At 58.7% G+C, this 23137-nt stretch carries 16 protein-coding genes; 6 read left to right on the top strand and 10 right to left on the bottom strand.

Features of this window, described 5'->3' with window-relative positions; all coding sequences use genetic code 11:
- Window positions 1-45 precede the first annotated feature (45 nt).
- On the top strand, window positions 46-699 hold the full coding sequence (locus G5134_RS10810) for a DedA family protein (protein ID WP_065017709.1): 654 nt from the start codon (window positions 46-48) through the stop codon (window positions 697-699).
- A gap of 246 nt (window positions 700-945) precedes the next feature.
- On the opposite strand, the gene dsbB is transcribed toward G5134_RS10810, so the two are convergent.
- Both dsbB and nhaB read right to left on the bottom strand, forming a co-directional pair.
- A complete protein-coding gene (gene dsbB, locus G5134_RS10805) occupies window positions 946-1467 on the bottom strand; it encodes a disulfide bond formation protein DsbB (protein ID WP_005300350.1) in 522 nt (173 codons plus the stop codon).
- 86 nt (window positions 1468-1553) lie between these two features.
- Complete coding sequence (gene nhaB / locus G5134_RS10800) at window positions 1554-3134, bottom strand: Na(+)/H(+) antiporter NhaB (RefSeq protein WP_005300353.1); 1581 nt, start codon at window positions 3132-3134, stop codon at window positions 1554-1556.
- 333 nt (window positions 3135-3467) lie between these two features.
- On the opposite strand from nhaB, the gene fadR reads away from it, so the two are divergent.
- Window positions 3468-4181 carry a fatty acid metabolism transcriptional regulator FadR gene (gene fadR / locus G5134_RS10795; protein WP_005300356.1) on the top strand — a complete coding sequence of 238 codons (714 nt, stop codon included), beginning with the start codon at window positions 3468-3470 and terminating at the stop codon, window positions 4179-4181.
- A 65-nt stretch (window positions 4182-4246) separates the two neighbouring features.
- On the opposite strand, the gene G5134_RS10790 is transcribed toward fadR, so the two are convergent.
- From G5134_RS10790 to G5134_RS10775, 4 genes are all read right to left on the bottom strand, one after another.
- On the bottom strand, window positions 4247-5764 hold the full coding sequence (locus tag G5134_RS10790) for a SpoVR family protein (RefSeq protein ID WP_005300359.1): 1518 nt from the start codon (window positions 5762-5764) through the stop codon (window positions 4247-4249).
- Between the two features lie 10 nt (window positions 5765-5774).
- A complete protein-coding gene (locus tag G5134_RS10785) occupies window positions 5775-7046 on the bottom strand; it encodes a YeaH/YhbH family protein (protein WP_065017708.1) in 1272 nt (423 codons plus the stop codon).
- Window positions 7047-7069: 23 nt separating this feature from the next.
- Window positions 7070-8992 (bottom strand): PrkA family serine protein kinase, encoded by a 1923-nt coding sequence (locus tag G5134_RS10780; protein ID WP_005300364.1) that lies wholly within the window; start codon window positions 8990-8992, stop codon window positions 7070-7072.
- A gap of 566 nt (window positions 8993-9558) precedes the next feature.
- Window positions 9559-11487: a RecQ family ATP-dependent DNA helicase gene (locus G5134_RS10775; RefSeq protein ID WP_065017707.1), complete on the bottom strand. Its 1929-nt coding sequence runs from the start codon at window positions 11485-11487 to the stop codon at window positions 9559-9561.
- A gap of 338 nt (window positions 11488-11825) precedes the next feature.
- On the opposite strand from G5134_RS10775, the gene sstT reads away from it, so the two are divergent.
- Window positions 11826-13076, top strand: a complete 1251-nt coding sequence (gene sstT, locus G5134_RS10770; RefSeq protein WP_065017706.1) for a serine/threonine transporter SstT — start codon at window positions 11826-11828, stop codon at window positions 13074-13076.
- Between the two features lie 416 nt (window positions 13077-13492).
- On the opposite strand, the gene G5134_RS10765 is transcribed toward sstT, so the two are convergent.
- The 3 genes from G5134_RS10765 to pabB all read right to left on the bottom strand — a co-directional run bounded on the left by G5134_RS10765 (window position 13493) and on the right by pabB (window position 16959).
- On the bottom strand, window positions 13493-14791 hold the full coding sequence (locus tag G5134_RS10765; protein ID WP_065017705.1) for an HAAAP family serine/threonine permease: 1299 nt from the start codon (window positions 14789-14791) through the stop codon (window positions 13493-13495).
- Between the two features lie 216 nt (window positions 14792-15007).
- Window positions 15008-15574 carry a CoA pyrophosphatase gene (locus G5134_RS10760; protein WP_065017704.1) on the bottom strand — a complete coding sequence of 189 codons (567 nt, stop codon included), beginning with the start codon at window positions 15572-15574 and terminating at the stop codon, window positions 15008-15010.
- Window positions 15575-15624: 50 nt separating this feature from the next.
- Entirely contained in the window at window positions 15625-16959 is a 1335-nt protein-coding gene (pabB, locus tag G5134_RS10755) for an aminodeoxychorismate synthase component 1 (RefSeq protein ID WP_065017703.1), read from the bottom strand.
- 248 nt (window positions 16960-17207) lie between these two features.
- On the opposite strand from pabB, the gene G5134_RS10750 reads away from it, so the two are divergent.
- The gene (locus G5134_RS10750) at window positions 17208-18731 is read left to right on the top strand and encodes a fumarate hydratase (protein WP_065017702.1); all 1524 of its coding nucleotides are present in this window, start codon (window positions 17208-17210) and stop codon (window positions 18729-18731) included.
- A 467-nt stretch (window positions 18732-19198) separates the two neighbouring features.
- Here the strand turns inward: G5134_RS10750 and G5134_RS10745 are convergent, their stop codons facing one another.
- A complete protein-coding gene (locus G5134_RS10745) occupies window positions 19199-19684 on the bottom strand; it encodes a cell division inhibitor (protein ID WP_065017701.1) in 486 nt (161 codons plus the stop codon).
- Between the two features lie 233 nt (window positions 19685-19917).
- Here G5134_RS10745 and G5134_RS10740 point away from each other — a divergent pair, with 233 nt between their 5' ends.
- Together G5134_RS10740 and G5134_RS10735 are read left to right on the top strand one after the other, a co-directional pair.
- Complete coding sequence (locus G5134_RS10740) at window positions 19918-20115, top strand: DUF4250 domain-containing protein (protein WP_005300391.1); 198 nt, start codon at window positions 19918-19920, stop codon at window positions 20113-20115.
- 384 nt (window positions 20116-20499) lie between these two features.
- A complete protein-coding gene (locus G5134_RS10735) occupies window positions 20500-22974 on the top strand; it encodes a glycogen/starch/alpha-glucan phosphorylase (RefSeq protein ID WP_005300394.1) in 2475 nt (824 codons plus the stop codon).
- Window positions 22975-23137: the final 163 nt, after the last annotated feature.

Genomic DNA, 23137 nt, shown 5'->3' with positions numbered 1-23137 from the left:
GCATTGGCGTAGACTCCACGCCGTTCACATCATGAGTATGGAAAAATGGATCTGATCCTCTTTGCAATCGACTTTATCCTGCACGTTGACGTGCATCTGAAAGAGCTGTTTGAAAACTACGGTATCTGGGTTTACGCCATCCTGTTTCTTATCATCTTCTGCGAGACCGGACTGGTGGTCACCCCCTTCCTGCCAGGTGACTCCCTGCTGTTTGCCGCCGGTGCCCTCACCGTGGGCAGCGTGCTGGACGTGCACACCCTGGCGGTCGTGCTGATCATCGCTGCCGTGCTCGGCAACGTGGTGAACTACACCATAGGCCACTTCTTCGGCGAGCAGCTGTTTCGCAACCCGGACTCCAAGATCTTCCGGCGGGACTATCTGGACAAGACCCACGCCTTCTACGCCAGACACGGCGGCAAGACTATCATCATCACCCGCTTCCTGCCCATAGTGCGCACCTTCGCCCCCTTCGTGGCGGGCATGGGGGCCATGACCTATCCGCGCTTCCTGGCGTTCAATCTGGTGGGGGGACTCTTGTGGGTAATCTCCTTCGTCTACGCCGGCCACTTTTTCGGCAACCTGCCGGTGGTGCGTCAGAACTTTACCCTGCTCATCTTCGGCATCATCGGTATCTCGCTGCTGCCCATGGTGATCGGCATGGTGAAAGCCAAGCTCAACGCCGGCAAGGTGGCTTCCTGAGTCAGCCTTGTTGGCCGTGTCATGAGAGGGAGCCGCAGGCTCCCTTTTTTGTTTGAGCAGGTTCTGATTGCTCATTGATGAGTCTGGAGGAAAGGTCAATCGGCGAGCAAGCAGGCAATCACTAGGATGGTTGGCAGGGGAGCGAGACATTGAAGAACGATATCAGGGGGCAAGGTGCCACCCGCTATCTTCATGAAAAAGGGAGCCACTGGCTCCCTTTTTCATGACGGATGATGTTGCTCCGACCTAGTTGCAGCAGCGCCCCTTGACCAGGTTGCCGATGGCCACCACCACGAACACCAGCAGGTAGGCGGCGAAGATGGCCACCAGCCACTGGGGCATAGAGAAGCTCAGGAACTGCCAGCTGACCTCGCTGCAGTCGCCATCCGGGAAGAACATCCAGGGGATCCACTGATCCAGCGGTGCCCAGCTCGGGAAGTCGACAAACCCTTCGCAGACATTGAAGGGAGAGGGGTTTACCTGATAATCCACATGCTTGAGCGCCAGTTTCAGGCCCCAGAAGGCACTGGCGCCCCACATCAGCAGGGCGCTCCAGCGCACATACCATTTCTGCGGAGCCACCATGCCGAGCAGCGCCGCCATGAGGACCCCGAGGGTGGCAAGCCGCTCATAGATACACATGACGCAGGGATGCAGACCCAGCACGTGCTGGAAGAAGAGGGCGCTCAACTCGAGGAACAGGGCGGAGGCTGCAAGCAGGCCCCATGCCAGGCGATGGGCGGCTATACGTCGCAGAAACTCTATCATCTGGTTGATCTCACAGAAAAAACAGTGGCTGAATTAGAGCAGAGCAGGGGCCAAAAAGAAAGGGCCCTGGCGGGCCCTCATGGCACTCAGTAGAGTGCGGACAGTACCGCAGGCGCGGCATTGTCGAGCGTCAGCCAGCCGGCCTGATAGTACCAGTCGGTGAGCGGGCCGAGCAGAAACTCCACCGAGAAGAAACCCACCAGACCCAGCACCAGGGTATAGGGCAGCGCCATCCACACCATCCGGCCGTAGGAGAGGCGCAGCAGCGGCGCCAGTGCCGACGTCAGCATGAACAGGAAGGCGGCCTGGCCGTTGGGGGTGGCCACCGACGGCAGATTGGTGCCGGTGTTGATGGCCACCGCCAGCAGCTCAAACTGCTCGCGGCTGATGGCATTGTTGAGCAGGGCGGTCTTCACCTCGTTGATGTAGACGGTGCCGACGAAGACGTTGTCACTGACCATGGAGAGCAGGCCGTTGGCCAGATAGAAGAGCGCGAGCTGGGCGTCCGGCTCGGCGGCCAGTACCCACTGGATAACCGGCTTGAACAGCTGCTGATCGATGATGACGGCGACCACGCTGAAGAAGACGGCCAGCAGGGCGGTAAAGGGCAGTGCCTCCTGGAATGCCTTGCCGAGGGAGTGCTCTTCGGTGATGCCGGTGAGGGAGGTGGCCAGTACGATGACCGACAGACCGATGAGGCCCACCGCCGCCAGGTGCAGGGCAAGCCCCAGAATGAGCCAGAGGGCGATCACCGCCTGCACGATCAGCTTGGCCTTGTCCTGAGCGGTGCGCTCGGCCTCTTCATAACGGTTGTAATCCTCCATGATGCGGCGTACCGCGTCCGGCAATTTGGCGCCATAGCCAAACCAGCGACACTTTTCGACCAGGACGCAGGTCAGCAGACCGCAGATAAACACCGGAACCGTGACCGGAGACATGCGAATGGCGAATTCGACGAAGTTCCAGCCGGCCTGTTCACCGATGATCAGGTTTTGGGGCTCTCCCACCAGGGTGCAGACGCCACCGAGGGCAGTACCGATGGCGGCATGCATCATCAGGCTGCGCAGGAAGGCGCGAAAGTCATCCAGGTGCTGACGATTGAGCTCGTTGACGGTGCCATCATCGGTGTAATCGTGGGAGTGGCCAAACTCCTTGCCGGAGGAGACCTTGTGATAGATGGCGTAGAAGCCGGTGGCGACGCTGATCACCACGGCAATCACGGTGAGGGCATCGAGGAAGGCTGACAGGAAGGCGGAGACCAGACAAAACGCCAGGGATAGCATCGTTTTGGAGCGGATCCGGATCAGCAGCTTGGTGAACACGTAGAGCAACAGCTGCTTCATGAAGTAGATGCCGGCCACCATGAAGACCAGCAGCAGCAGCACTTCGATATTGGCGACCAGTTCGTGTTTGACCTGCTGTGCCGAGGTCATGCCGATCAGCACTGCCTCGATGGCCAGCAGGCCGCCGGGTTGCAGCGGATAGCACTTGAGGGCCATGGCCAGGGTGAAAATGAACTCGACGACCAGCAGCCAGCCGGCCATGAAGGGATCGAGATAAAAGGCGATCGGGTTGATCAGCAGGAATAGAAGAATAGCGGCCTTGTACCACTGGGGGGCGTTGCCCAGAAAGTTCCTGGCAAAGGCTTGCCCTAAGCTGATTGGCATAATAATGGGTCTCTGTTTTGTGGTTGGTATCTGCGTCTATGCAGTCAAGACAGGCTCGACCAGAACATCCGGATGTTGTCCCTTATCAGATTGATTCCTCATGATTTTAATCAAAAAGAGCATTAACTATAAATAACATAGTCGCCCTTGCCCATGAGTATGGTGGTTTTATGGGCAATCCAGGGGTTGGCTGGCACCCATCGCCGGCTGAAATACATTTTTTTAACAAAATCACCCGCCGATGTGAGCAGAGGACTGACCTTCTGCTTGCCAGCCCTCCCTGCTTTGCTATTATTCGTGAGCCTTTTTTACGTACTACAACAGAGTCACTACATGGTCATAAAAGCGCAGAGCCCCGCAGGGTTTGCCGAGGAATACATCATCGAGTCCATCTGGAACAATCGCTTTCCTCCAGGATCCATCTTGCCGGCCGAGCGCGAGCTGTCCGAGCTGATTGGCGTGACCCGAACCACCTTGCGTGAAGTGCTGCAGCGTCTGGCCCGCGATGGCTGGCTCACCATCCAGCATGGTAAACCGACCAAGGTGAACAACTTCTGGGAGACCTCGGGACTCAACATTCTGGAGACCCTGGCTCGCCTCGATCAGGACAAGGTACCGGATCTGGTGGCTCAGCTGCTGTCGGCGCGCACCAACATCTGCACCATCTTCATTCGTGGCGCGATCCGCAACAACCCGGAGCAGGCCGCCGAGATCCTGCGCGGCGCCGCCGAGGTGGAGAACAGCGCCGAAGCCTATGCGGACTTCGATTACCGGTTGCACCATCAGCTGTCGTTCGCCTCCGGCAACCCCATCTACGCCTTGATCCTGAACGGTTTCAAAGGGCTGTACAGCCGGGTTGGCCGCTACTACTTCTCCGACAAGCAGGCGCGTGAAACCGCGGATGCCTACTACAAGACCCTGCTTAACCTGGCCGAGACCAAGAATCACGAGGCCGTGTTCATGACAGTGCGTCAATACGGCATCGAGTCCGGCAAACTCTGGACCCGTCTGCGCCAGGACATGCCGAGCAATCTCTGCGACAACTGAGCCTGTTCTGATGCAAGAAAAACGCGCCGACTGGCGCGTTTTTTTATGGCTGCAAGGTGAGGGGATTAGACCGGCTTCTTCTCCGGACAGCGCCCTATGATGTCGGGAGGCAGTTCGCCATTGTCCTGCTCCAGTATCACATCGAAGCCCCACAGCTGGTGCAGGTGCTTGAGCACCTCGTGACGGGAGTCCCCCAGCGGGATCCGGTTGTGTGGCACATAGCGCAGGGTGAGGGAGCGATCCCCCTTCACCGCCACGTTGTAGACCTGAATGTTGGGCTCCAGATTGCTCAGGTTGTACTGGGCTGACAGGGTGTTGCGCACCTGACGATAGCCTTCGTCGTTGTGGATGGCCGAGACCTTCAGATAGTTCTTCAGATCGTCGTCATCGATGGCGAACAGCTTCATGTCGCGCATCACCTTGGGACTCAGGAACTGGCTGATGAAGCTCTCGTCCTTGAAGTTCTGCATGGCGAAATGCAGCGTCTCCACCCAGTTGCTGCCGGCGTAGTCGGGGAACCAGTATCTGTCCTCCTCGGTCGGGTGCTCGCAGATGCGGCGCAGATCGGTGAACATGGCAAAGCCGAGGGCGTAGGGGTTGATCCCCGAGTAGTAGCGACTGTTGTAGGGGGGCTGATAGACCACGTTGGTGTGGCTGTGCAGCACCTCGATCATGAAGCGATCGCTTATCTTGCCCTCGTCATAGAGGTGATTGAGGATGGTGTAGTGCCAGAAGGTTGCCCACCCTTCGTTCATCACCTGGGTCTGTTTCTGCGGGTAGAAGTACTGGCTGATCTTGCGCACGATACGTACGATCTCGCGCTGCCAGGGCTCCAGCAGGGGGGCATTCTTCTCGATGAAATAGAGAATGTTCTCCTGCGGCTCGGCCGGATAGCGCCTGTCTTCCACCCCGGAGGCCTTATGCTGTTTGGGCAGGGTGCGCCACAGCTCGTTGACCTGGGTCTGCAGATAGTCTTCCCGTGCCTTCTGGCGTCGCTTCTCTTCGGCCATGGAGATCTTCTGAGGCCGCTTGTAACGATCCACCCCGAAGTTCATCAGCGCATGGCAGGAGTCGAGCAATTTCTCCACCGCGTCGATGCCGTGCTTCTCTTCGCATTCGGTGATGTAGTTCTTGGCAAACAGCAGATAGTCGATGATGGAAGAGGCATCTGTCCAGGCCTTGAACAGATAGTTGTTCTTGAAGAAGGAGTTGTGGCCGTAGCAGGCGTGGGCCATCACCAGGGCCTGCATCGGCATGGTGTTCTCCTCCATCAGATAGGCGATGCAGGGATCCGAGTTGATGACGATCTCGTAGGCTAGCCCCATCTGGCCACGTTTGTAGTTGCGCTCGGTATGGATGAAGCGCTTGCCGAATGACCAGTGCTGATAACCGATGGGCATGCCGACGCTGGAGTAGGCATCCATCATCTGCTCCGCCGTGATCACCTCTATCTGGTTGGGGTAGGTGTCCAGTCGATAGAATTTGGCGACCCGGGCTATTTCTTGATGGTAAATGTCCAGCAGGTCGAAGTTCCAGTCCGGGCCATCGTCCAGCGGCGCTACTTTTCTTGCGGTTTCTACCATATGACCTCCCTCAAGCCGCTTGCTTTTTGAACAGCTCCCGGAATACCGGATAGATATCCTCGACCTTGCGAATATGCTCCATCGCGAAGTGGGGGAACTGGCTGGCTACCGACTCATACTCGTGCCACAGGGTCTGGTGAGCACGGGTGGTGATCTCGATGTAGGAGTAGTACCGCACCCGCGGCATGATGTCCCGCACCAGGATCTCCCGGCACTGCGGCGAGTCGTCGGCCCAGTTGTCACCATCTGACGCCTGTGCCGCGTAGATGTTCCACTGGTTGGCGGGGTAACGTTCGTTGATGATGTCGTTCATCATCTTGAGCGCACTGGAGACGATGGTGCCGCCCGTCTCCTGGGAGTAGAAAAATTCGTGCTCGTCCACTTCCTTGGCCTGGGTGTGGTGACGGATGTAGACCACTTCGACGTTCTTGTAGGTCCGGCTCAGGAACAGATAGAGCAGGATATAGAAACGCTTGGCCATCTCCTTGGTGGCCTGATCCATGGAGCCTGACACGTCCATCAGGCAGAACATCACCGCCTGGCTGGAAGGCACGGGCCGCTTGACGAAGTTGTTGAACTTGAGATCGAAGGTGTCGATAAAGGGCACCGCATCGATCCGCCTCTTCAGCTCCCTGATCTCCTTCTCAAGTTGGGCCATCTCCGCAAAGTGTTCGGTGGGATCGGCGGCCAACAGGGCGAGACGATCCTCCAACTCGTGCAATTGGCGTTTCTTGCCCGCCTGCAGCGCCATGCGGCGGGCCAGCGAGTTTTGCAGTGAACGCACCACGTTGATATTGGCGGGCACCCCGTTGGAGGTGTAACCCGCCCGGTAGGTTTTGACTTCCATCAGCTGATTGAGCTGGGTTTTTTGCAGCCTCGGCAGTTCCAGATCTTCAAACAGCAGGTCCAGATACTCATCCTTGGAGATCTGGAAGACGAAGTCGTCCGCCCCCTCTCCCTGATTGGAAGCCTGCCCTTCGCCGGAGCCCTGACCGCCACTTCCTCCCTTGGGGCGGTCAATCTTGTCGCCGGAGACAAATTGATCGTTGCCGGGGTGCACCATCTCCCGTTTACCGCCTTGCCCCTGATGGAAATGGGGCTCGCCGATGTCCTTGGTCGGGATGCTGATGCTCTCGCCGGTATCCACGTCCTGAATGCTGCGCTTGGAGACAGCATCAGAGACCGCTTGTTTGATCTGCTTCTTGTAGCGGCGGATGAAGCGCTGCCGATTGACAGCGCTTTTGTTTTTGCCGTTGAGCCTGCGGTCGATAAAATGCGCCATAACTCCCCCTTGAACAGTCAGGGTCAGGATGACTTGCGTACCCTGAGATACCACTCGGAGAGCAGACGCACCTGTTTGCGGGTGTAGCCTTTCTCCATCATCCGTTCGACAAAGTTATCGTGCTTCTTCTGCTCCTCGGCCGAGGTTTTGCTGTTGAAGGAGATAACCGGCAGCAGCTCTTCCGTGTTGGAGAACATCTTCTTCTCGATCACGGTGCGCAGCTTCTCGTAACTGGTCCAGTTGGGGTTACGGCCTGCATTGTTGGCGCGGGCACGCAGCACGAAGTTGACGATTTCGTTGCGGAAATCCTTCGGATTGCTGATCCCGGCGGGTTTTTCAATTTTCTCCAGCTCGCTGTTGAGGGATGCGCGGTCAAACAGCTGGCCGGTCTCGGGGTCACGGTACTCCTGATCCTGGATCCAGAAATCGGCGTAGGTGACGTAGCGATCGAAGATGTTCTGACCGTACTCGGAGTAGGACTCGAGGTAGGCGGTCTGGATCTCCTTGCCGATGAACTCCACGTAGCGCGGGGTCAGATAGCCCTTGATGAACTCAAGGTAGCGGTCGTGCAGCTCCTGCGGGAACTGCTCGCGCTCGATCTGCTGTTCCAGCACATAGAAGAGGTGTACCGGGTTGGCCGCCACTTCCGCGTGGTCGAAGTTGAAGACGCGGGAGAGGATCTTGAACGCAAAGCGGGTGGATAGGCCATTCATCCCCTCGTCGACACCGGCGTAATCGCGGTACTCCTGATAACTCTTCGCCTTGGGATCGGTGTCTTTGAGACTTTCGCCATCATAGACCCGCATTTTGGAGTAGATGCTGGAGTTTTCCGGCTCCTTGAGGCGCGACAGCACGGAGAACTGGCCCAGCAGCTCCAGGGTTCCCGGGGCGCACTTGGCATCGGTCAGCTCACTGTTGACCAGCAGCTTCTCGTAGATCTTCACCTCTTCCGACACCCGCAGGCAGTAAGGCACCTTGACGATGTAGACCCGGTCGAGGAACGCCTCGTTGTTCTTGTTGTTGCGGAACTGCTGCCACTCGGATTCGTTGGAGTGAGCCAGTAGGATGCCGTCGAAGGGGAGGGCGGAGAGCCCCTCGGTCCCGTTGTAGTTGCCCTCCTGGGTGGCGGTCAGCAGCGGGTGCAGCACCTTGATGGGCGCCTTGAACATCTCGACAAACTCCATGATCCCCTGGTTCGCCTTGCACAGCGCGCCCGAGTAGGAGTAAGCGTCGGCGTCATCCTGGGCGAAGTGCTCCAGCATGCGGATGTCCACCTTGCCGACCAGGGAGGAGATGTCCTGGTTGTTGTCATCGCCCGGTTCTGTCTTGGCGATGGCAATCTGGTCGAGGATGGAGGGGTTGACCTTCTCCACCTTGAACTTGGTGATGTCGCCACCAAACTCGTGCAGCCGCTTGGCGACCCAGGGGGACATGATAGGGCGCAGGTAGCGGCGCGGGATGCCGTACTCTTTTTCCAGCAGCTCGCCATCTTCTTCAATGTCGAACAGGCAGAAGGGGTGATCGTTGACCGGTGACCCCTTGATGCGATAGATAGGCACCTTCTGCATCAGGGATTTGAGTTTTTCTGCCAACGAGGATTTACCACCGCCGACCGGGCCCAGCAGATAGAGGATCTGTTTCTTCTCTTCCAGCCCCTGGGCGGAGTGTTTGAGATAGGAGACGATCTGTTCGATGGCCTCTTCCATGCCGTAGAAGTCTTTGAAGGCGGGATAGCGTGCCACGACGCGGTTGGAAAAAAGACGACTGAGTCTGGGATTGGCAGAGGTGTCGACCATCTCAGGCTCACCGATGGCGGTCAGCAGACGTTCGGCGGCGGAGGCGTAGCAGGACTTGTCCTGCTTACACATATCCAGGAACTCCTGGATGCTGTATTCCTCTTCCCTGGCTTTCTCATATCGCTGTTGATAATGCTCGAAGATGCCCATAACTTTGCCCTCGTTATAGTCGCTTACCCTGAAAAGAGTGGATCACTACTTTTGTTCTGTTTACCTCATTAAGCCTAGTCAACAGCCCCCAGTAATCCATCACCAACTATTGGTTTAAATTTGCAAGGGTACTTCCCGACCCGATGCGGGAAGGCGCAATCAGTGACACACCTATGTTACTGACTGTTAAATTATTTTTGCCATGATAGTGAGGCAAATGTCAAAGACATAAAAAATAAATGTTTGTCAAAAAATGGAAACTGCACCGCATTGTTCCTGGCCGGCTGTCGCAAGCGCAGTCAGGGCAAGGGGGAGCGCGCCACGCAGCAGAAATGGCATTACGTTTACGTGCACGTAAAGTTAATTGTTTGGTGTTTTAGCTCTAATTTTTACATTGACGCTACATTGCGACTGCTCTAGATTGGCCCTGTGTCGGGCAGTCAGCGCTTTAGCAAGAGAGTGGCTGGTTGCCGATACAAAGCTCTGTTTAAGCACGTTTCCGTTGGCTTGACCCTCGCAAATGCGAGGGTCTTATTTTTTCAGCGCAATCGACGCTGTCTGGTGAGCTAGTGATCGTGGTGGAGCGGATAAATGCGGGAAACCGCCGCCAGGACGTCGGCGAAGGGGTGGGATGCCAGCTGGCCAAATCCGGCCAGGCTTTTCGCCTTGACCCGGGTGGTGAGCGGCGTGGCGATGCCGCACAGAAAGCGGGTCAGGATGCGCGGATGCCGGGTGTGACACAGGGCCACCAGGGGATCGCACCAGGCTTTTAGTCCCTGTTCATTGGGCAGTGTCCGGCCGGGCAAGGGAGGGAGCTCTGCCACCTCGCCCCGACAGACCGAGCAGTGCCCGCAATGAGTGGGCGCAGCCTGATCGGCAAAGTAGCGTGCCAGCTCATGGCTCAGGCAACTGCTTGAGGTAAAGAAACCCAGCAATGCCTGCAGACGGGCCAGCTCGCTTTGTTCTTTCTTTTCAAACAAGTTGTGCAGCTCATCGGCCAGGGTAGTTACGTCAATCTCCTGGCGCAGCACCCGGTAAACCTCGGTCATCTGCTTGCTTTCCAGTTCGATCCAGCCCTGCTGCTGCAGGTAGTCCAAGGCCGCCGCCGCGCGGTGCCGCTCCCCCTGATAGCCTTGCCAGAGCGCATCGAAGTCCATGGTGCACCAGCTGCGGGCCTGCGGGGCGCAGGCGAATAGCTGCTCCAGGAACAGGCGTCGCTCCGGATTGAAGCGGGCCAGGATCTCCGCTTTCTCCAGCACGAACTTGAAACGGTACTCGGCAAAGTAGCTGTAGGCCGGGGCTATGATGCCCGCCATCTCCAGATAGACCAGCAGGGTCTTGAGCGGCAGTTGGCGGATGTTGGTCTCATTGGATAGACGCAGCAGGCTGAATTCCCACTCGCTGCCGTTTTGCAGCAGGATCTCGAGCAGCGCGACGATGGCCAAGCGATCCGGAGTGTCGCCATAGACGAAATTCTCCAGCACCGGCAACTGGCTGCGATTGGCCAGCACGATGCAGCGGGAAGGCTGGCCGTCGCGGCCGGCACGGCCTATCTCCTGGCTGTAGTTTTCGATGGACTTGGGCAGATCGTAATGGATCACCCGGCGAATATCGGCCTTGTCGATGCCCATGCCAAAGGCGATGGTGGCCACGATGCAATCCAGCTTGCCGGTCATGAAGTCGTGCTGGATCTGGCTGCGCAAGGTGGCGTCGAGCCCGGCATGATAGGCTCGGGCCCTGATCCCGCGCTGCTGCAGCTGGTCGGCACAGGCTTCGGCAGTGTGTTGCAGGGTGACGTAGATGATGGTGGGGGCGGCGGGATCGCGCGCCAGTTCCCCATGCAGCCAGCCATCGCGCGCCTCGGCGGGCAGGGGAACGACGGCCAGGTCCAGGTTGGCGCGATAAAAGCCGGTGACGATGAGCCCGTCATCCTCGATGTCGAATTTGGCCTGCATGTCGGTCATCACGGCCGGGGTGGCGGTGGCCGTCAGCAGCAATACTTGGGGAATGGCCAGTTCGCGGCGATAGTCCGGCAGCTTGAGGTAGTCGGGGCGAAAGTTGTGGCCCCATTCCGAAATGCAGTGGGCCTCATCCACCACCAGCATTGACAGCGGCACCTGCTGGATGAAGCGGCGAAAGCGCTCGTTCTTGAGGCGCTCCACCGAGATCATCAGGATCTTGAGCTGGCCGTCGTTGGCCTGCTGCATCACCCGGCGGCTCTCCTCCGCTGTCAGGCTGGAGTCGAGGGTGGCGGCGGCGATCCCCTTGCTGCGCAAGAAGGCGAGCTGATCGTGCATCAGTGCGATCAGGGGGGAGATCACCAGGGTCAGGTGGGGCAGGGCCAGTGCCGGCAACTGATAGCAGAGGGATTTGCCTGAACCGGTGGGGAAGATGGCGGCGGCACTCTGGCCGGCCAGTAATCGGCTGATCACCGCCTCCTGTCCCGGTCTTAACCGATCGAAGCCAAAGTGACGGGTCAACAGGGATGAGATCATGGCAGGGCTCCAGCGCAAAAACCGTCATGATACCACCGCCGTGGAGTGTCTGGATGGCCAAGCGAGGGAAAACGGCATCCATTTGAATGCTGTTGATATTGTGTTATCGCATTGTTGTGGTTTTTTTGTGAGGTAAACCGGATATTTTTCAGTGATTCTGTGGAAAAAAGCGGCTGCAGATGGGATATTCCTTGTCCGCAACCCCGTGTGTTTCCGGACAGGCTCGACAGAAGGCTTGCCGGGGCAGACGACGCCAGCCCGTGACATGGGTGTCGCCTGGCGTAGCGGTTGCCAACAGGACTAATGATTCACGCACTTAGGTGCTCAGGGACTATTTGATGACACAACAACACCCCCTCATAAGACTGGTCAACAGCACCAGCCTGGTTAGCCAGATCCTTGTCGGTCTGGTCTTCGGTATCCTCCTTGCCATGTTCATGCCGGAATGGGCCAAAGCGGCGGGTCTGCTCGGCAGCCTGTTCGTCGGCGCCTTGAAGGCGGTGGCGCCGCTGCTGGTCTTCGTACTGGTGATGGCGGCGATCATCGGCCACAAGCAGGGTCAAAAAACCAACATGAAGCCGATCCTGCTGCTCTATCTGCTGGGAACTTTCCTGGCGGCTGCGGTGGCCGTCGTGGCCAGCTTCCTGTTCCCCTCCAACCTGCACCTGGTGGCGAACAGTGCCGAGATCACCCCGCCGGGCGGCATCACCGAGGTACTGCAGACCCTGCTGTTCAACGTGGTGACCAACCCGGTCAAGGCGCTGCTGGACGCCAACTACATCGGCATCCTGGCCTGGGCCATCGGCCTTGGCATCGCCATGCGCCACGCCAGCGAGGGGACCAAAGCGGTGATCACCGACCTGTCCCACGGCGTCTCCACCATTGTGAAAGCGGTGATCCGCTGCGCGCCGCTCGGTATTCTGGGCCTGGTTGCCTCCACCCTGGCGGAAACCGGTTTTGACGCCCTGTTCGGCTATGCCCAACTGCTGGTGGTGCTGATCGGCTGCATGCTGTTCATCGCCTTCGTGGTCAACCCGCTGATCGTGTTCTGGAAGATCAAGCGCAACCCCTATCCGCTGGTGTTGACCTGCCTGAAAGAGAGCGGCGTGACCGCCTTCTTTACCCGCAGCTCCGCCGCCAACATCCCGGTCAACATGGCGCTGGCCGAGAAGCTGCGCCTGCCGGAAGACACCTATGCGGTCTCCATCCCGCTGGGTGCCACCATCAACATGGCCGGTGCCGCCATCACTATTACAGTGCTCTCCATGGCGGCGGTACACACTCTGGGGATGGAAGTGGATCTGGCGACCGCCATTCTGCTCTCCGTGGTCGCCACCATCAGTGCCTGCGGTGCGTCCGGCGTGGCCGGCGGCTCCCTGCTGCTGATCCCGCTGGCGTGCAGCCTGTTTGGCATCAGCAACGACATCGCCATGCAGGTGGTAGCCGTGGGCTTCATCATCGGGGTACTGCAGGATTCTGCAGAGACGGCTCTGAACAGCTCCACCGACGTGCTGTTCACCGCCGCGGCCTGCATGGCCGAAGATGAAACCCTGCTGGATGCCGCGCCGGTGCCCAACAGCGAAGCCTGATAGCACAGCTTTCACAGCACTGAAAACGCCCTCATTCGAGGGCGTTTTTTTATTGTCTGGCGGTCTGGGTGCTGGTCCGATCCGCATCTGCAGGAGATGAGGGGATCAGGCTGAAGTGGATACGGCAGGCACATCAAGAGCACGGATAAACGGCTTGCCAGGCAGGCTGTTTGCTCCGGCTTGCATAAGGGGGCCCGCGCTCCGGGTAGGCTGTTGCTGGTTGCTATTCGAGGGGCGCTAACGGGTAGAGGGGGAATCGTCGGGATGGGGAGGAGGGCCGATGCTTTGCGAGTGGTTAGTCGGCTCACATACCTGTGCTTGCTCGCCTGCCGGAGAGCCATCATCTGCTGCTGTTGGCACCATAAAAAAATGCCAGCCGGTTACCCGGCTGGCATTGTTGCTGGTCTCTGTCAGTGTCAGCCGATCAGCTGGTAGAGAATGGCGGAGATGGCAGTCATCCCCATCACGGCCACGAAGACGTTGCTGATGTGGCCTTGATACTTCGCCATGGCCGGCACGCGCTTGATGGCGTACATCGGCATGATGAACAGGATGGTGGCGATGATGGGACCGCCCATCGACTCGATCATGCCGAGGATGGAGGGGTTGATCACAGCTGTGCCCCACAGGGTCAGGATGAAGAAGGCGATGATGAAGATCTCGACCTTCTTGTGGTTCGGCTCCTTGCCTGACTTGCGCAGGTTCTGGACGATCATCCCCTTCAGGCCTTCACGGGCACCCAGGTAGTGGCCGAAGAAGGAGGAGACGATGGCCACGAACGCCACCAGCGGACCGAAGTAGGAGATGATGGGGCTTGAGTGCTGGTTGGCCAGGTAGGAGAGCACGGCAATGTTCTGGGACTTGGCTTCGGCCAGCTGTGCCGGGGTCAGGCTCATCACGCAGGAGAAGACGAAGAACATCACGAAACCGAGCAGGATGGTGGCGGTGCGCTTGAGGATGGCGTCAGACTTCTCGACCGCCTGCTCGCCATGATCGCGGCGCTGGGCCAGGGAGAAGCTGGAGATCGCCGGACTGTGGTTGAAGGAGAACACCAGCACCGGGATGGTCAGCCACAGGGTGATGGCAAAGTCCTTGCCGGACGGCACCTGGGAGAGGGCGGCACCGGTCCAGTCCGGGATCAGGTAGAAGGAGATCCCCACCAGGATGGCGATGAGCGGGTAGACCAGGAACTCGGTCACTTTGAGCATCAGCTTCTCGCCAGCCAGCATCACCGACATCATGCCCATGATCAGCACGATGGAGAGGATCCAGCGCGGCGGCGCCGTCATCTGCAGCTGGTTGACCATGAAGCTTTCCACGGTATTGGTGATGCCCACCCCGTAGATCAGCACGATGGGGTAGATGGCGAAGAAGTAGAGCAAGGTGATTAATTTGCCGGCACCCACGCCGAAGTGCTCTTCCACCACTTCCGTGATGTCTGCATTGGGTTTGCTTGACGAGAGCACGAAGCGGGCGAGGCCGCGGTGTGCCAGATAGGTCATGGGGCCGACCAGCAGCGCCATGACCACCAGCGGCCAGAAGCCGCCCATGCCAGCGTTGATGGGCAAGAACAGGATGCCGGCGCCGACGGCGGTACCGAACAGGCTGATTACCCAGCGAGTGTCTTGTTTGGTCCAACCACGCGATTGGACTGAGCGGGTTCCTTGCTCCTGTGAGGTCGCAACATCCTGTGCGCCGGTGACAGTATTAGACATGTGTCTCACCCCTGAATTGTGGTTTTTATAGAATCGGCGCAAGGATACGGGTTTTTTAATCAAAAATGTTGATCAAATTCACCTTTATGGGACTGAAAACCGCACTCTTTTATGGAAATGTGATCGAAAGAAGAATTAATCAATTATTTTTTATAAAACACTACGTTATTTTAGTGTTAACGCATAAATATTGCACAGGCATTTGTTGGCAATATGTTATCTGGAGAGTTGCCGTGACAGCTGGCGGATCATGCTGGCGGTTGCACCCCAGATAAAATGGTCCTGCCAGGGGATCCAGTAGATGGTGTGCAGGTGATTGGCTCTGGGAATGGTCAGGGTGATATGGTGGCGCGGGTCCAGCAGGTGGTTGAGCGGCACTTCGAAGGCCTGGTCGACCTCGTCCCGGCTCAGGGTGAGCTGATAGTCGGCCGCCACCAGTCCCAGCACCGGTAGCACGTCATATTGCGAGACGGTGTTGAGGGGCGCTAGGGTGCCAAGCACCTCTATCTGGGCCGGGACTATGCCCAGCTCTTCCTGGGTTTCCCGCAGCGCCGTGTGGATCAGGTCCCGGTCGTCCGGATCCTGCCTGCCACCGGGGAAGCTTATCTGTCCCGCGTGGTGGCGCAGGTGCGGGCTGCGCCGGGTCAGCAGCAATTGCAGGCCGTCGGCCCGTTCAACCAGCGGCAGCAGCACGGCGGCGGGCTTGAGCCCGGCCACCGTCAGCCGGTGGGCGGGGGCGGGGCGTTGCAACAAAAAGCGGGTCAGCAGTTCGGCTCGTTCCATCTCGATTCTTCTTCACTCCTTCAAATCGCTGAGATCATTTTGTCAGGTTTTCAACGCAGTGCGTCCAGCAGTGGCAGGATGCGGGCCACCTTGTCATAGGTTTCCTGATATTCGTCGTCCACGTCGGAGTCGGCGATGACGCCGCCGCCAGCCCAGCAGTGGAGCTGGCCCTGTGCGGCGATCAGGGTGCGGATGCAGATGCTGGTGTCCATCCGGCCGTGCTGGCTGAGGTAGCCGATGCTGCCGCAGTAGGCGTTGCGCCGCTGGGGCTCCAGCTCCTCGATGATCTCCATGGCCCGGATCTTGGGGGCGCCTGTGATGGAGCCACCGGGGAAGCAGGCACGCAGCAGATCCACGCCCTGCCAGCGGGCATCCAGTTCGCCGTGAATAGTGGAAACCAGATGGTGCACCGCCGGGAAGGATTCCACCGCAAACAGGCTGGGCACGCTGACCGAACCGGGCCGGCTAACTCGGCCGATGTCGTTGCGCAGCAGATCCACGATCATCAGATTTTCCGATCTGTCCTTGTCGGCCTCCGCCAGCTCGCGGGCACTGGCTTGATCCAGCGCAGGGTCGGCCAGCCGCGGGCGAGTGCCCTTGATGGGCTTGGTCTCGATGTGGCGCTGGTCGAGCAGCAGGAAACGCTCGGGGGAGAGGCTCAGGATGGCCCCTTGCGGCAAGCGCAGGAAGGCCGAGAAGGGGGCGCGGTTGGCCCGTGACAACGCCTGGTAAGCCTGCCACTCGTCACCTCGATAGGGGGCGCTGAAACGCTGGGTCAGGTTGATTTGATAGCAATCCCCTGCCGCCAGATAGGCCTGCACCCGGGCAAATTTGTCGCCATATTCGGCGCGGCTCATGTTGCTGCGCCAAGCGCCTGCAAGAGCGAAGGGGTCTGCGGCAAGCTCGTGTTGTGCCTCCAGCCACTGCAGCCGGCGGGCAAGGCCGGCCTCGTCGCCCCAGTGCACCAGCTGCCATTTGCCCGTTGCCACCTCCCGCAGCAGGGCCCAGTCATAGATGCCGACCGCCATGTCAGGGATGGTGACGTCGCGGGCGGCCAGGTTTGGCAGACGCTCGAAGCGGCGGCCCAGATCATAGCCAAACAGGCCGAGCGCCCCGCCGATGAAGGGCAGGGGGGGCGCTTGAGTGGTGATCTCTCCCAGCAGGTCGCGCTGGCACCGGGCCAGCAAGGTCAGCGGATCATCTTCACTGGACTCGTGTTGCTCTCCCTGCTCGATGCGGGTCAGCGCCCCGTCGGTCTGCAGGGTGGCCAGCGGATCGGCGGTGATGATATCGAAGCGGTTATCCGCACCCAGCGGGCCGGCGGATCCCAGCAACATGGCCCAGGGCAGGTGGTGAAGGCGGGCGAACAGCGCATGGAGCGCCATCTGGTGTTCAAAATGGTGGATATGCAGCGTTGGTTTCATTTTTTGTTACACAGGCAACAGTTTACAGCCTGCTCCCTAGCCGGTACGGGGGTGGCAAGCGTATCATAGGCGCCGGAATTTTTAGAAAAAACGCGCCGTTGTCTTATCGGGCAGACAGGCAGACCGCCTGGCACCACCCCACCGAAGCACGGCTCATATGGAAGCCCTTGCTCCAACCCACACGGGAGACAAGGACCAGTGAGGATGATATGAGCATCATTAAAAAACAGGATTTTATCGATTCCATCGCCGACGCCCTGCAGTACATCTCCTACTACCACCCCCTCGATTTCGTGCATGCCGCCAAGGCCGCCTATGACCGGGAGATCAACCCGGCCGCCAAGGATGCCCTGGCCCAGATCCTGATCAACTCCCGCATGTCCGCCGAAGGTCATCGTCCGCTCTGCCAGGATACCGGCATCGTCACCTGCTTCGTCAAGATCGGCATGCAGGTGCAGTGGGACAGCGACATGACGGTGCAGGAGATGGTGGATGAAGGGACGCGCCGCGCCTACACCAATCCGGACAACCCGCTGCGCGCCTCCGTGCTGGCCGACCCCGCCGGCAGCCGCAAGAACACCAAAGACAACGCCCCGGCCGTGGTGCACATCGACATGATCCCGGGCAACAAGGTGGAAGTGAGCATCGCTGCCAAGGGCGGCGGCTCCGAGAACAAATCCAAGATGGTGATGCTCAACCCCTCCGACGACGTCGTCGAGTGGGTGCTCAAGACAGTGCCGACCATGGGGGCCGGCTGGTGTCCGCCCGGCATGCTGGGCATCGGCATCGGCGGTACTGCCGAAAAAGCGGCGGTGCTGGCCAAAGAGGCCCTGATGGAGCACATCGACATCCAGGAGCTGATCGCTCGTGGTCCCGAGACCACAGAGGAGAAGCTGCGGGTTGAGCTCTACGACAAGGTCAACAAGCTCGGCATCGGTGCCCAGGGCCTCGGCGGCCTCACGACCGTGCTGGACGTGAAGGTGAAGTCCGCCCCGACCCATGCCGCATCCAAACCGGTGGTGATGATCCCCAACTGCGCGGCTACCCGCCATGTCCACTTCGAGCTGGATGGTTCCGGCCCGGCCGAGCTGACCCCGCCGAAACTGGAAGATTGGCCGGAGATCACCCGTTCGGCCGGCGGCAACGTGCGCCGGGTCAATGTCGACGGCATCACCAAGGCAGAGCTCGCCAGCTGGAAGAGCGGGGATACCGTGCTGCTCTCCGGCAAGATCCTCACCGGTCGCGATGCCGCTCACAAGCGCATTGCCGACATGCTGAAAAAAGGTGAGGGGCTGCCGGAAGGGGTCGATTTCACCAACCGCTTCATCTATTACGTGGGCCCGGTCGATGCCGTGCGTAACGAAGTGGTCGGCCCGGCCGGCCCGACCACCTCCACCCGGATGGACAAGTTTACCGACATGATGCTGGGGGAAACCGGTCTCATCGGCATGATCGGCAAGTCTGAGCGGGGCCCCAAGACGGTCGAGAGCATCAAGCAGCACCAGGCCGTCTATCTGATGGCCGTCGGTGGTGCCGCCTATCTGGTGGCCAAGGCCATCAAGAAGGCGCGGGTGGTGGCCTTCGCCGATCTGGGCATGGAAGCCATCTATGAGTTCGAAGTCGAGGACATGCCGGTAACCGTGGCGGTCGACTCCCAGGGTAACAATATCCACGAGACCGGGCCGGCCTACTGGTCTGCCAAGATTGCCGAGCTCGATGGCAAGCTGGCGTGAGTTGAAGATGTCTGAGGGCTGTTCACCTGCGGTATGGAGACGGGTCTTTATGCCCTGAGTGCATGCACCGGTGCAATGCGCGACTGCCATGGATGTGGCCGTCATGCAGCCTCAGCCATAACAAACAAAACGAAGGCGACCCCAGGGTCGCCTTTTCTTTTCGTCTGCGTGTCTGTCGTGCGAATTTTAACTGCCAACTGCCAACTGCCAACTGCCAACTGCCAACTGCCAACTGCCAACTGCCAACTGCCAACTGCCAACTGCCAACTGACGCTCTCTGTGCGTGGTGCACAAGGCTGTCAACGCTGGAACCCAGGTCTGTCAGTCGGCTGGCGCCTCTTCACCCTTGCCACGGTTGTCTGGTGGCAAGGGCTCTTTTTACTCTGTGATTGGCAAACGATTCATCACCCAATTAAAAAGTCATCATCAATCTAGCTGAACAACCCATCTCCTCACACGGTTGGGGGTCAGTGATTGAGATAGACATCCTGTCCGCCATAGACCAGCGAACCACCATGAGCGGTAGAGGAGGCGACTGGCTCGAAGAAACGGGTCAATACGCCACAGCGTTGCCCCAGCGTGCTCAGCTTGGCCCGATCCAGCGTGACCTGTTCCGGCAGCCAGGTCAGCACGGCGGCGCAGCGGCCGTTGCCCAGGCTCTGCTCCAGCGTGGATTGCCAGTTCTTGATCTTGGGGCTGTGTACCACCAGTACCCGAGCCGGATTGATCCCCTGTGCCTGCAACTGCTTGGCCACGGGCAGACCGGGTGGCGCAATGAGCAAGATCCAGCCCGTGTCACCCTGGCTCAAGCGCACCAGCTCATCGAGCAGCGGCGGCTCCCGGGTGAGGCTCGCAGAGTGGCGATATTCGTCCTGCTTGCCCTGATGGCGGGTGGGCCAGGGGCTGCTCATGCTGGCGACGGAGACAAGGGTGTGGCTCATGGGCTGGCTCATATGCTTTCCTGTATGAATAACCATGCTGTATGTGTATACAGTAGTTGTTGTTCGCAGCAGTGACAAGCCGTTTGTGGCCAAAAATGTGATCTGAACGGTAATGAATGAAATTAAACTTCTGATTTTAAAGGATATAAATTTCAACCTTGAGGTGGGTGTTTTTCAGGCTATGGACAAAGCGGGCAGGGACGCCCATGGTTATACAGTATGTCCTGTACAGAGGAGAGATGAGGATGGACGTCAGCACCTTGCAACGACTGGATGCCAATATCCTGCTCGGGATCATCAATGAGAAGCTGCGGCTGGAGTGCGACGGGCTGGAGGAATTGCTGGCCTATTACGACATGACTGAAGACCAGCTTGCCACCCGCCTGTTGCAGATTGGCTACCACTACGATCCCATGAGCAACCAGTTCAAGGCTCACGGTTGAGTGGCGAACACTCCCCGAATGGCACTGTTCTATTTTTTCATGAATGGCGCACATTGAAATCGTTTTCAATGTGCGCTGAATTTTCAGCTATTTTCATGGATTTTCAGCGCTTGGCAATCATTGAAAACCTATTCATGAATTTATATTTGCATCATGGGCTTAAGATTTTGATTTTAAAGAGAATGATGGGTTTGTATTTGCAGGTTTCAGGAAAGGGTTTTCAAACTTGAACTGTCATTTTTATACGTTAAAGTGTGACTTGCGTTAACTTTTCAAGCTGCGGCTTTAGCTAGTATGCCCACGCCGGAACATATTCTCAGATAACAACAGCACCGGTCCCTGATGGGATAACAATTTATTATTCTGTAACGAAGGAAATGGTTTATGGCTACCAAGAAGAAGACAGACCAGGATCTCCAACTGGATAAAGATCAGCTCAAGGCGAGTATCGTGCGTCACCTGCGTTCTACCTTGGGTACAAGCGAACAGAAAGCCTCGCCAGAAGCGTGGTGGAAAGCGACCGCAGCCGCCGTCAACGAACAGGTGTACGAGCGCCTGACCCGCACTCAGCAGACTCACTTCAAGAAAGATACTCGTGCAATTCACTATCTCTCTGCTGAATTCCTGATGGGGCGCCTGACTTCCAACAACCTGCACAACCTCTCCCTGTACAAGATTTGCGAAGAGGCGCTGGGCGAACTCGGTCTGGAACTGACCGATCTGTGTGAACAAGAGCCCGACATGGCACTCGGTAACGGTGGCCTGGGCCGTCTGGCCGCCTGCTTCATCGATTCGCTGGCGACCCTGAACTACCCGGCGGTCGGCTATGGCATCCACTATGAGCACGGCCTGTTCCGTCAGGAAATTCAGGATGGCCGTCAGATTGAGCGTCCGGACTCCTGGCGTGAATATGGCAACCCCTGGGAGATCTGCCGCCCGGAATCGGTGCAGGAGATCCCGCTCTACGGTTACGTGGAGACCGTGTTTGGTGACAACGGCGGCCTCAAGAAGGTGTGGCACGCCGGTCGCAAGATCAAAGGGGTGCCCTGGGATATCCCGGTAGTCGGTTTTGGCGGTCATACCGTCAACATCCTGCGCCTGTGGGAGTCTCGCGCCTCCGAGTTTTTTGACTGGGACGTGTTCAACGCCGGTGGTTATATCGACTCCCAGGCGGAAAAAGCCCAGGCCGAGACCATCTCTAAGGTACTCTATCCGAACGACGAGACCGACGCGGGCAAAGAGCTGCGCCTGATCCAGCAGTACTTCTTCTGTGCCTGCTCCATCAAGGACATCATGCGTCGCTACAAGCGGGTGCATGGCGCCGATTTCAGCAACTTTGCCGCCCAGATCGCCATTCAGCTCAACGATACCCACCCCACCGTCGCCATCCCCGAACTGATGCGGGTGCTGGTGGACGAAGAGGGGCTGACCTGGGAAGCGGCCTGGGCCATCAGCTACCAGGTGTTCTCCTACACCAACCATACCCTGCTGCCGGAAGCGCTGGAGAAGTGGTCGGTCAGCCTGTTCGAGAAGGTGCTGCCGCGCCATCTCGAGATCATTTACGAAATCAACGCCCGTTTCCTGGGCGAGCTGGTGGAGCCCAAGTGGCCGGGCAACGACGCCATCAAGGCCAAGCTCTCCATTATCGAAGAGGGTGCTGTGCGCAAGGTGCGCATGGGCAACCTGTGTGTCATCGGCTCCTCCAAGGTCAACGGCGTGGCCGAGATCCACTCCAAGCTGGTGAAGGAAGATCTCTTCCCCGAGTATGCCGAGCTGTGGCCGGAGAAGATGTGCAACGTCACCAACGGCGTGACTCCGCGTCGCTGGCTGCTGGCCTGCAACCCGGAACTGGCCGAACTCTACAACGAAGTGGTGGGCAAGGAGTGGCCGCTGCAACTGGACAAGCTGCGCAGCGTCACCAAGTTTGCCGACGACAAGGCCTTCCAGAAGCAGTTCATGACCATCAAGCGCCACAACAAGGAGAAGCTGGTCAAGGTCATCAAGGCGGAAACCGGTATCGAGGTCAGTGCCGAGGCGATCTTCGACGTCCAGATCAAGCGTCTGCACGAGTACAAGCGCCAGCAACTGAACCTCATCCACATCATGGCGCTCTATCGTCGTCTGCTGGCCAACCCGGACTACGACATGCATCCGCGGGTGTTCATCTTCGGCTCCAAGGCGGCGCCCGGTTACAAGCTGGCCAAGGACATCATCTACGCCATCAACAAGCTGGCGGAGCGGGTCAACAATGACACCCGCATTCAGGGCAAGCTGAAAGTGGTGTTCATGCCGAACTACCGGGTGAGCCTGGCCGAGAAGCTGATCCCGGCGGCCGACGTCTCCGAGCAGATCTCCACTGCCGGTTATGAAGCCTCCGGTACCGGCAACATGAAGATGGCCCTGAACGGTGCCATCACCATAGGTACCCTGGACGGCGCCAACATCGAGATCGCCGAAGAGGCGGGGGCCGAGAACTGCGCCATCTTCGGTCTGAACGTGGACGAGGTGAAGGCACTGAAGGGGCGTGGTTACAACCCTTATGACTTCTACTACGCCAACTCCGAGCTCAAAGCCGTGCTGGACTGGTTTGATACCGACTACTTCACGCCGGGTCGTCCGGGTGAGCTCTCCTCCATCAAGCGCTCCTTGCTGGAAGGGGGGGATCCCTACCTGACGCTGGCCGATTTTGCCTCCTACTCGGAAGCACACAAGCTGATCGATACCTGGTATCGGGATCCGGCACTGTGGGCCAAGAAGGCCATCATCAACTCGGCCACCATGGGCAAGTTCAACTCCGACCGCTCCATCCAGGACTATGTGGATCGGATCTGGAACCTGAAGCCCTGCAGCATCGGCTGACCAGAGAGCAAACCCAAACCCCCGCCATGCGGGGGTTTTTTATTTGGCGTGGGCGGCGTTGGTTGTGTGAACTCGGGAGAAAAGTAGACTGCCCGACTGCCCGACTGCCCGACTGCCCGACTGCCCGACTGCCCGACTGCCCGACTGCCCGACTGCCCGACTG

It is taken from the genome of Aeromonas sp. 600276, assembly GCF_049175815.1.
In the GTDB taxonomy this organism is placed as follows: Bacteria; Pseudomonadota; Gammaproteobacteria; order Enterobacterales; family Aeromonadaceae; genus Aeromonas; species Aeromonas dhakensis.
Note: the sequence above shows the minus strand (reverse complement) of the source record. Positions and strands in the feature narration are given on the sequence as shown.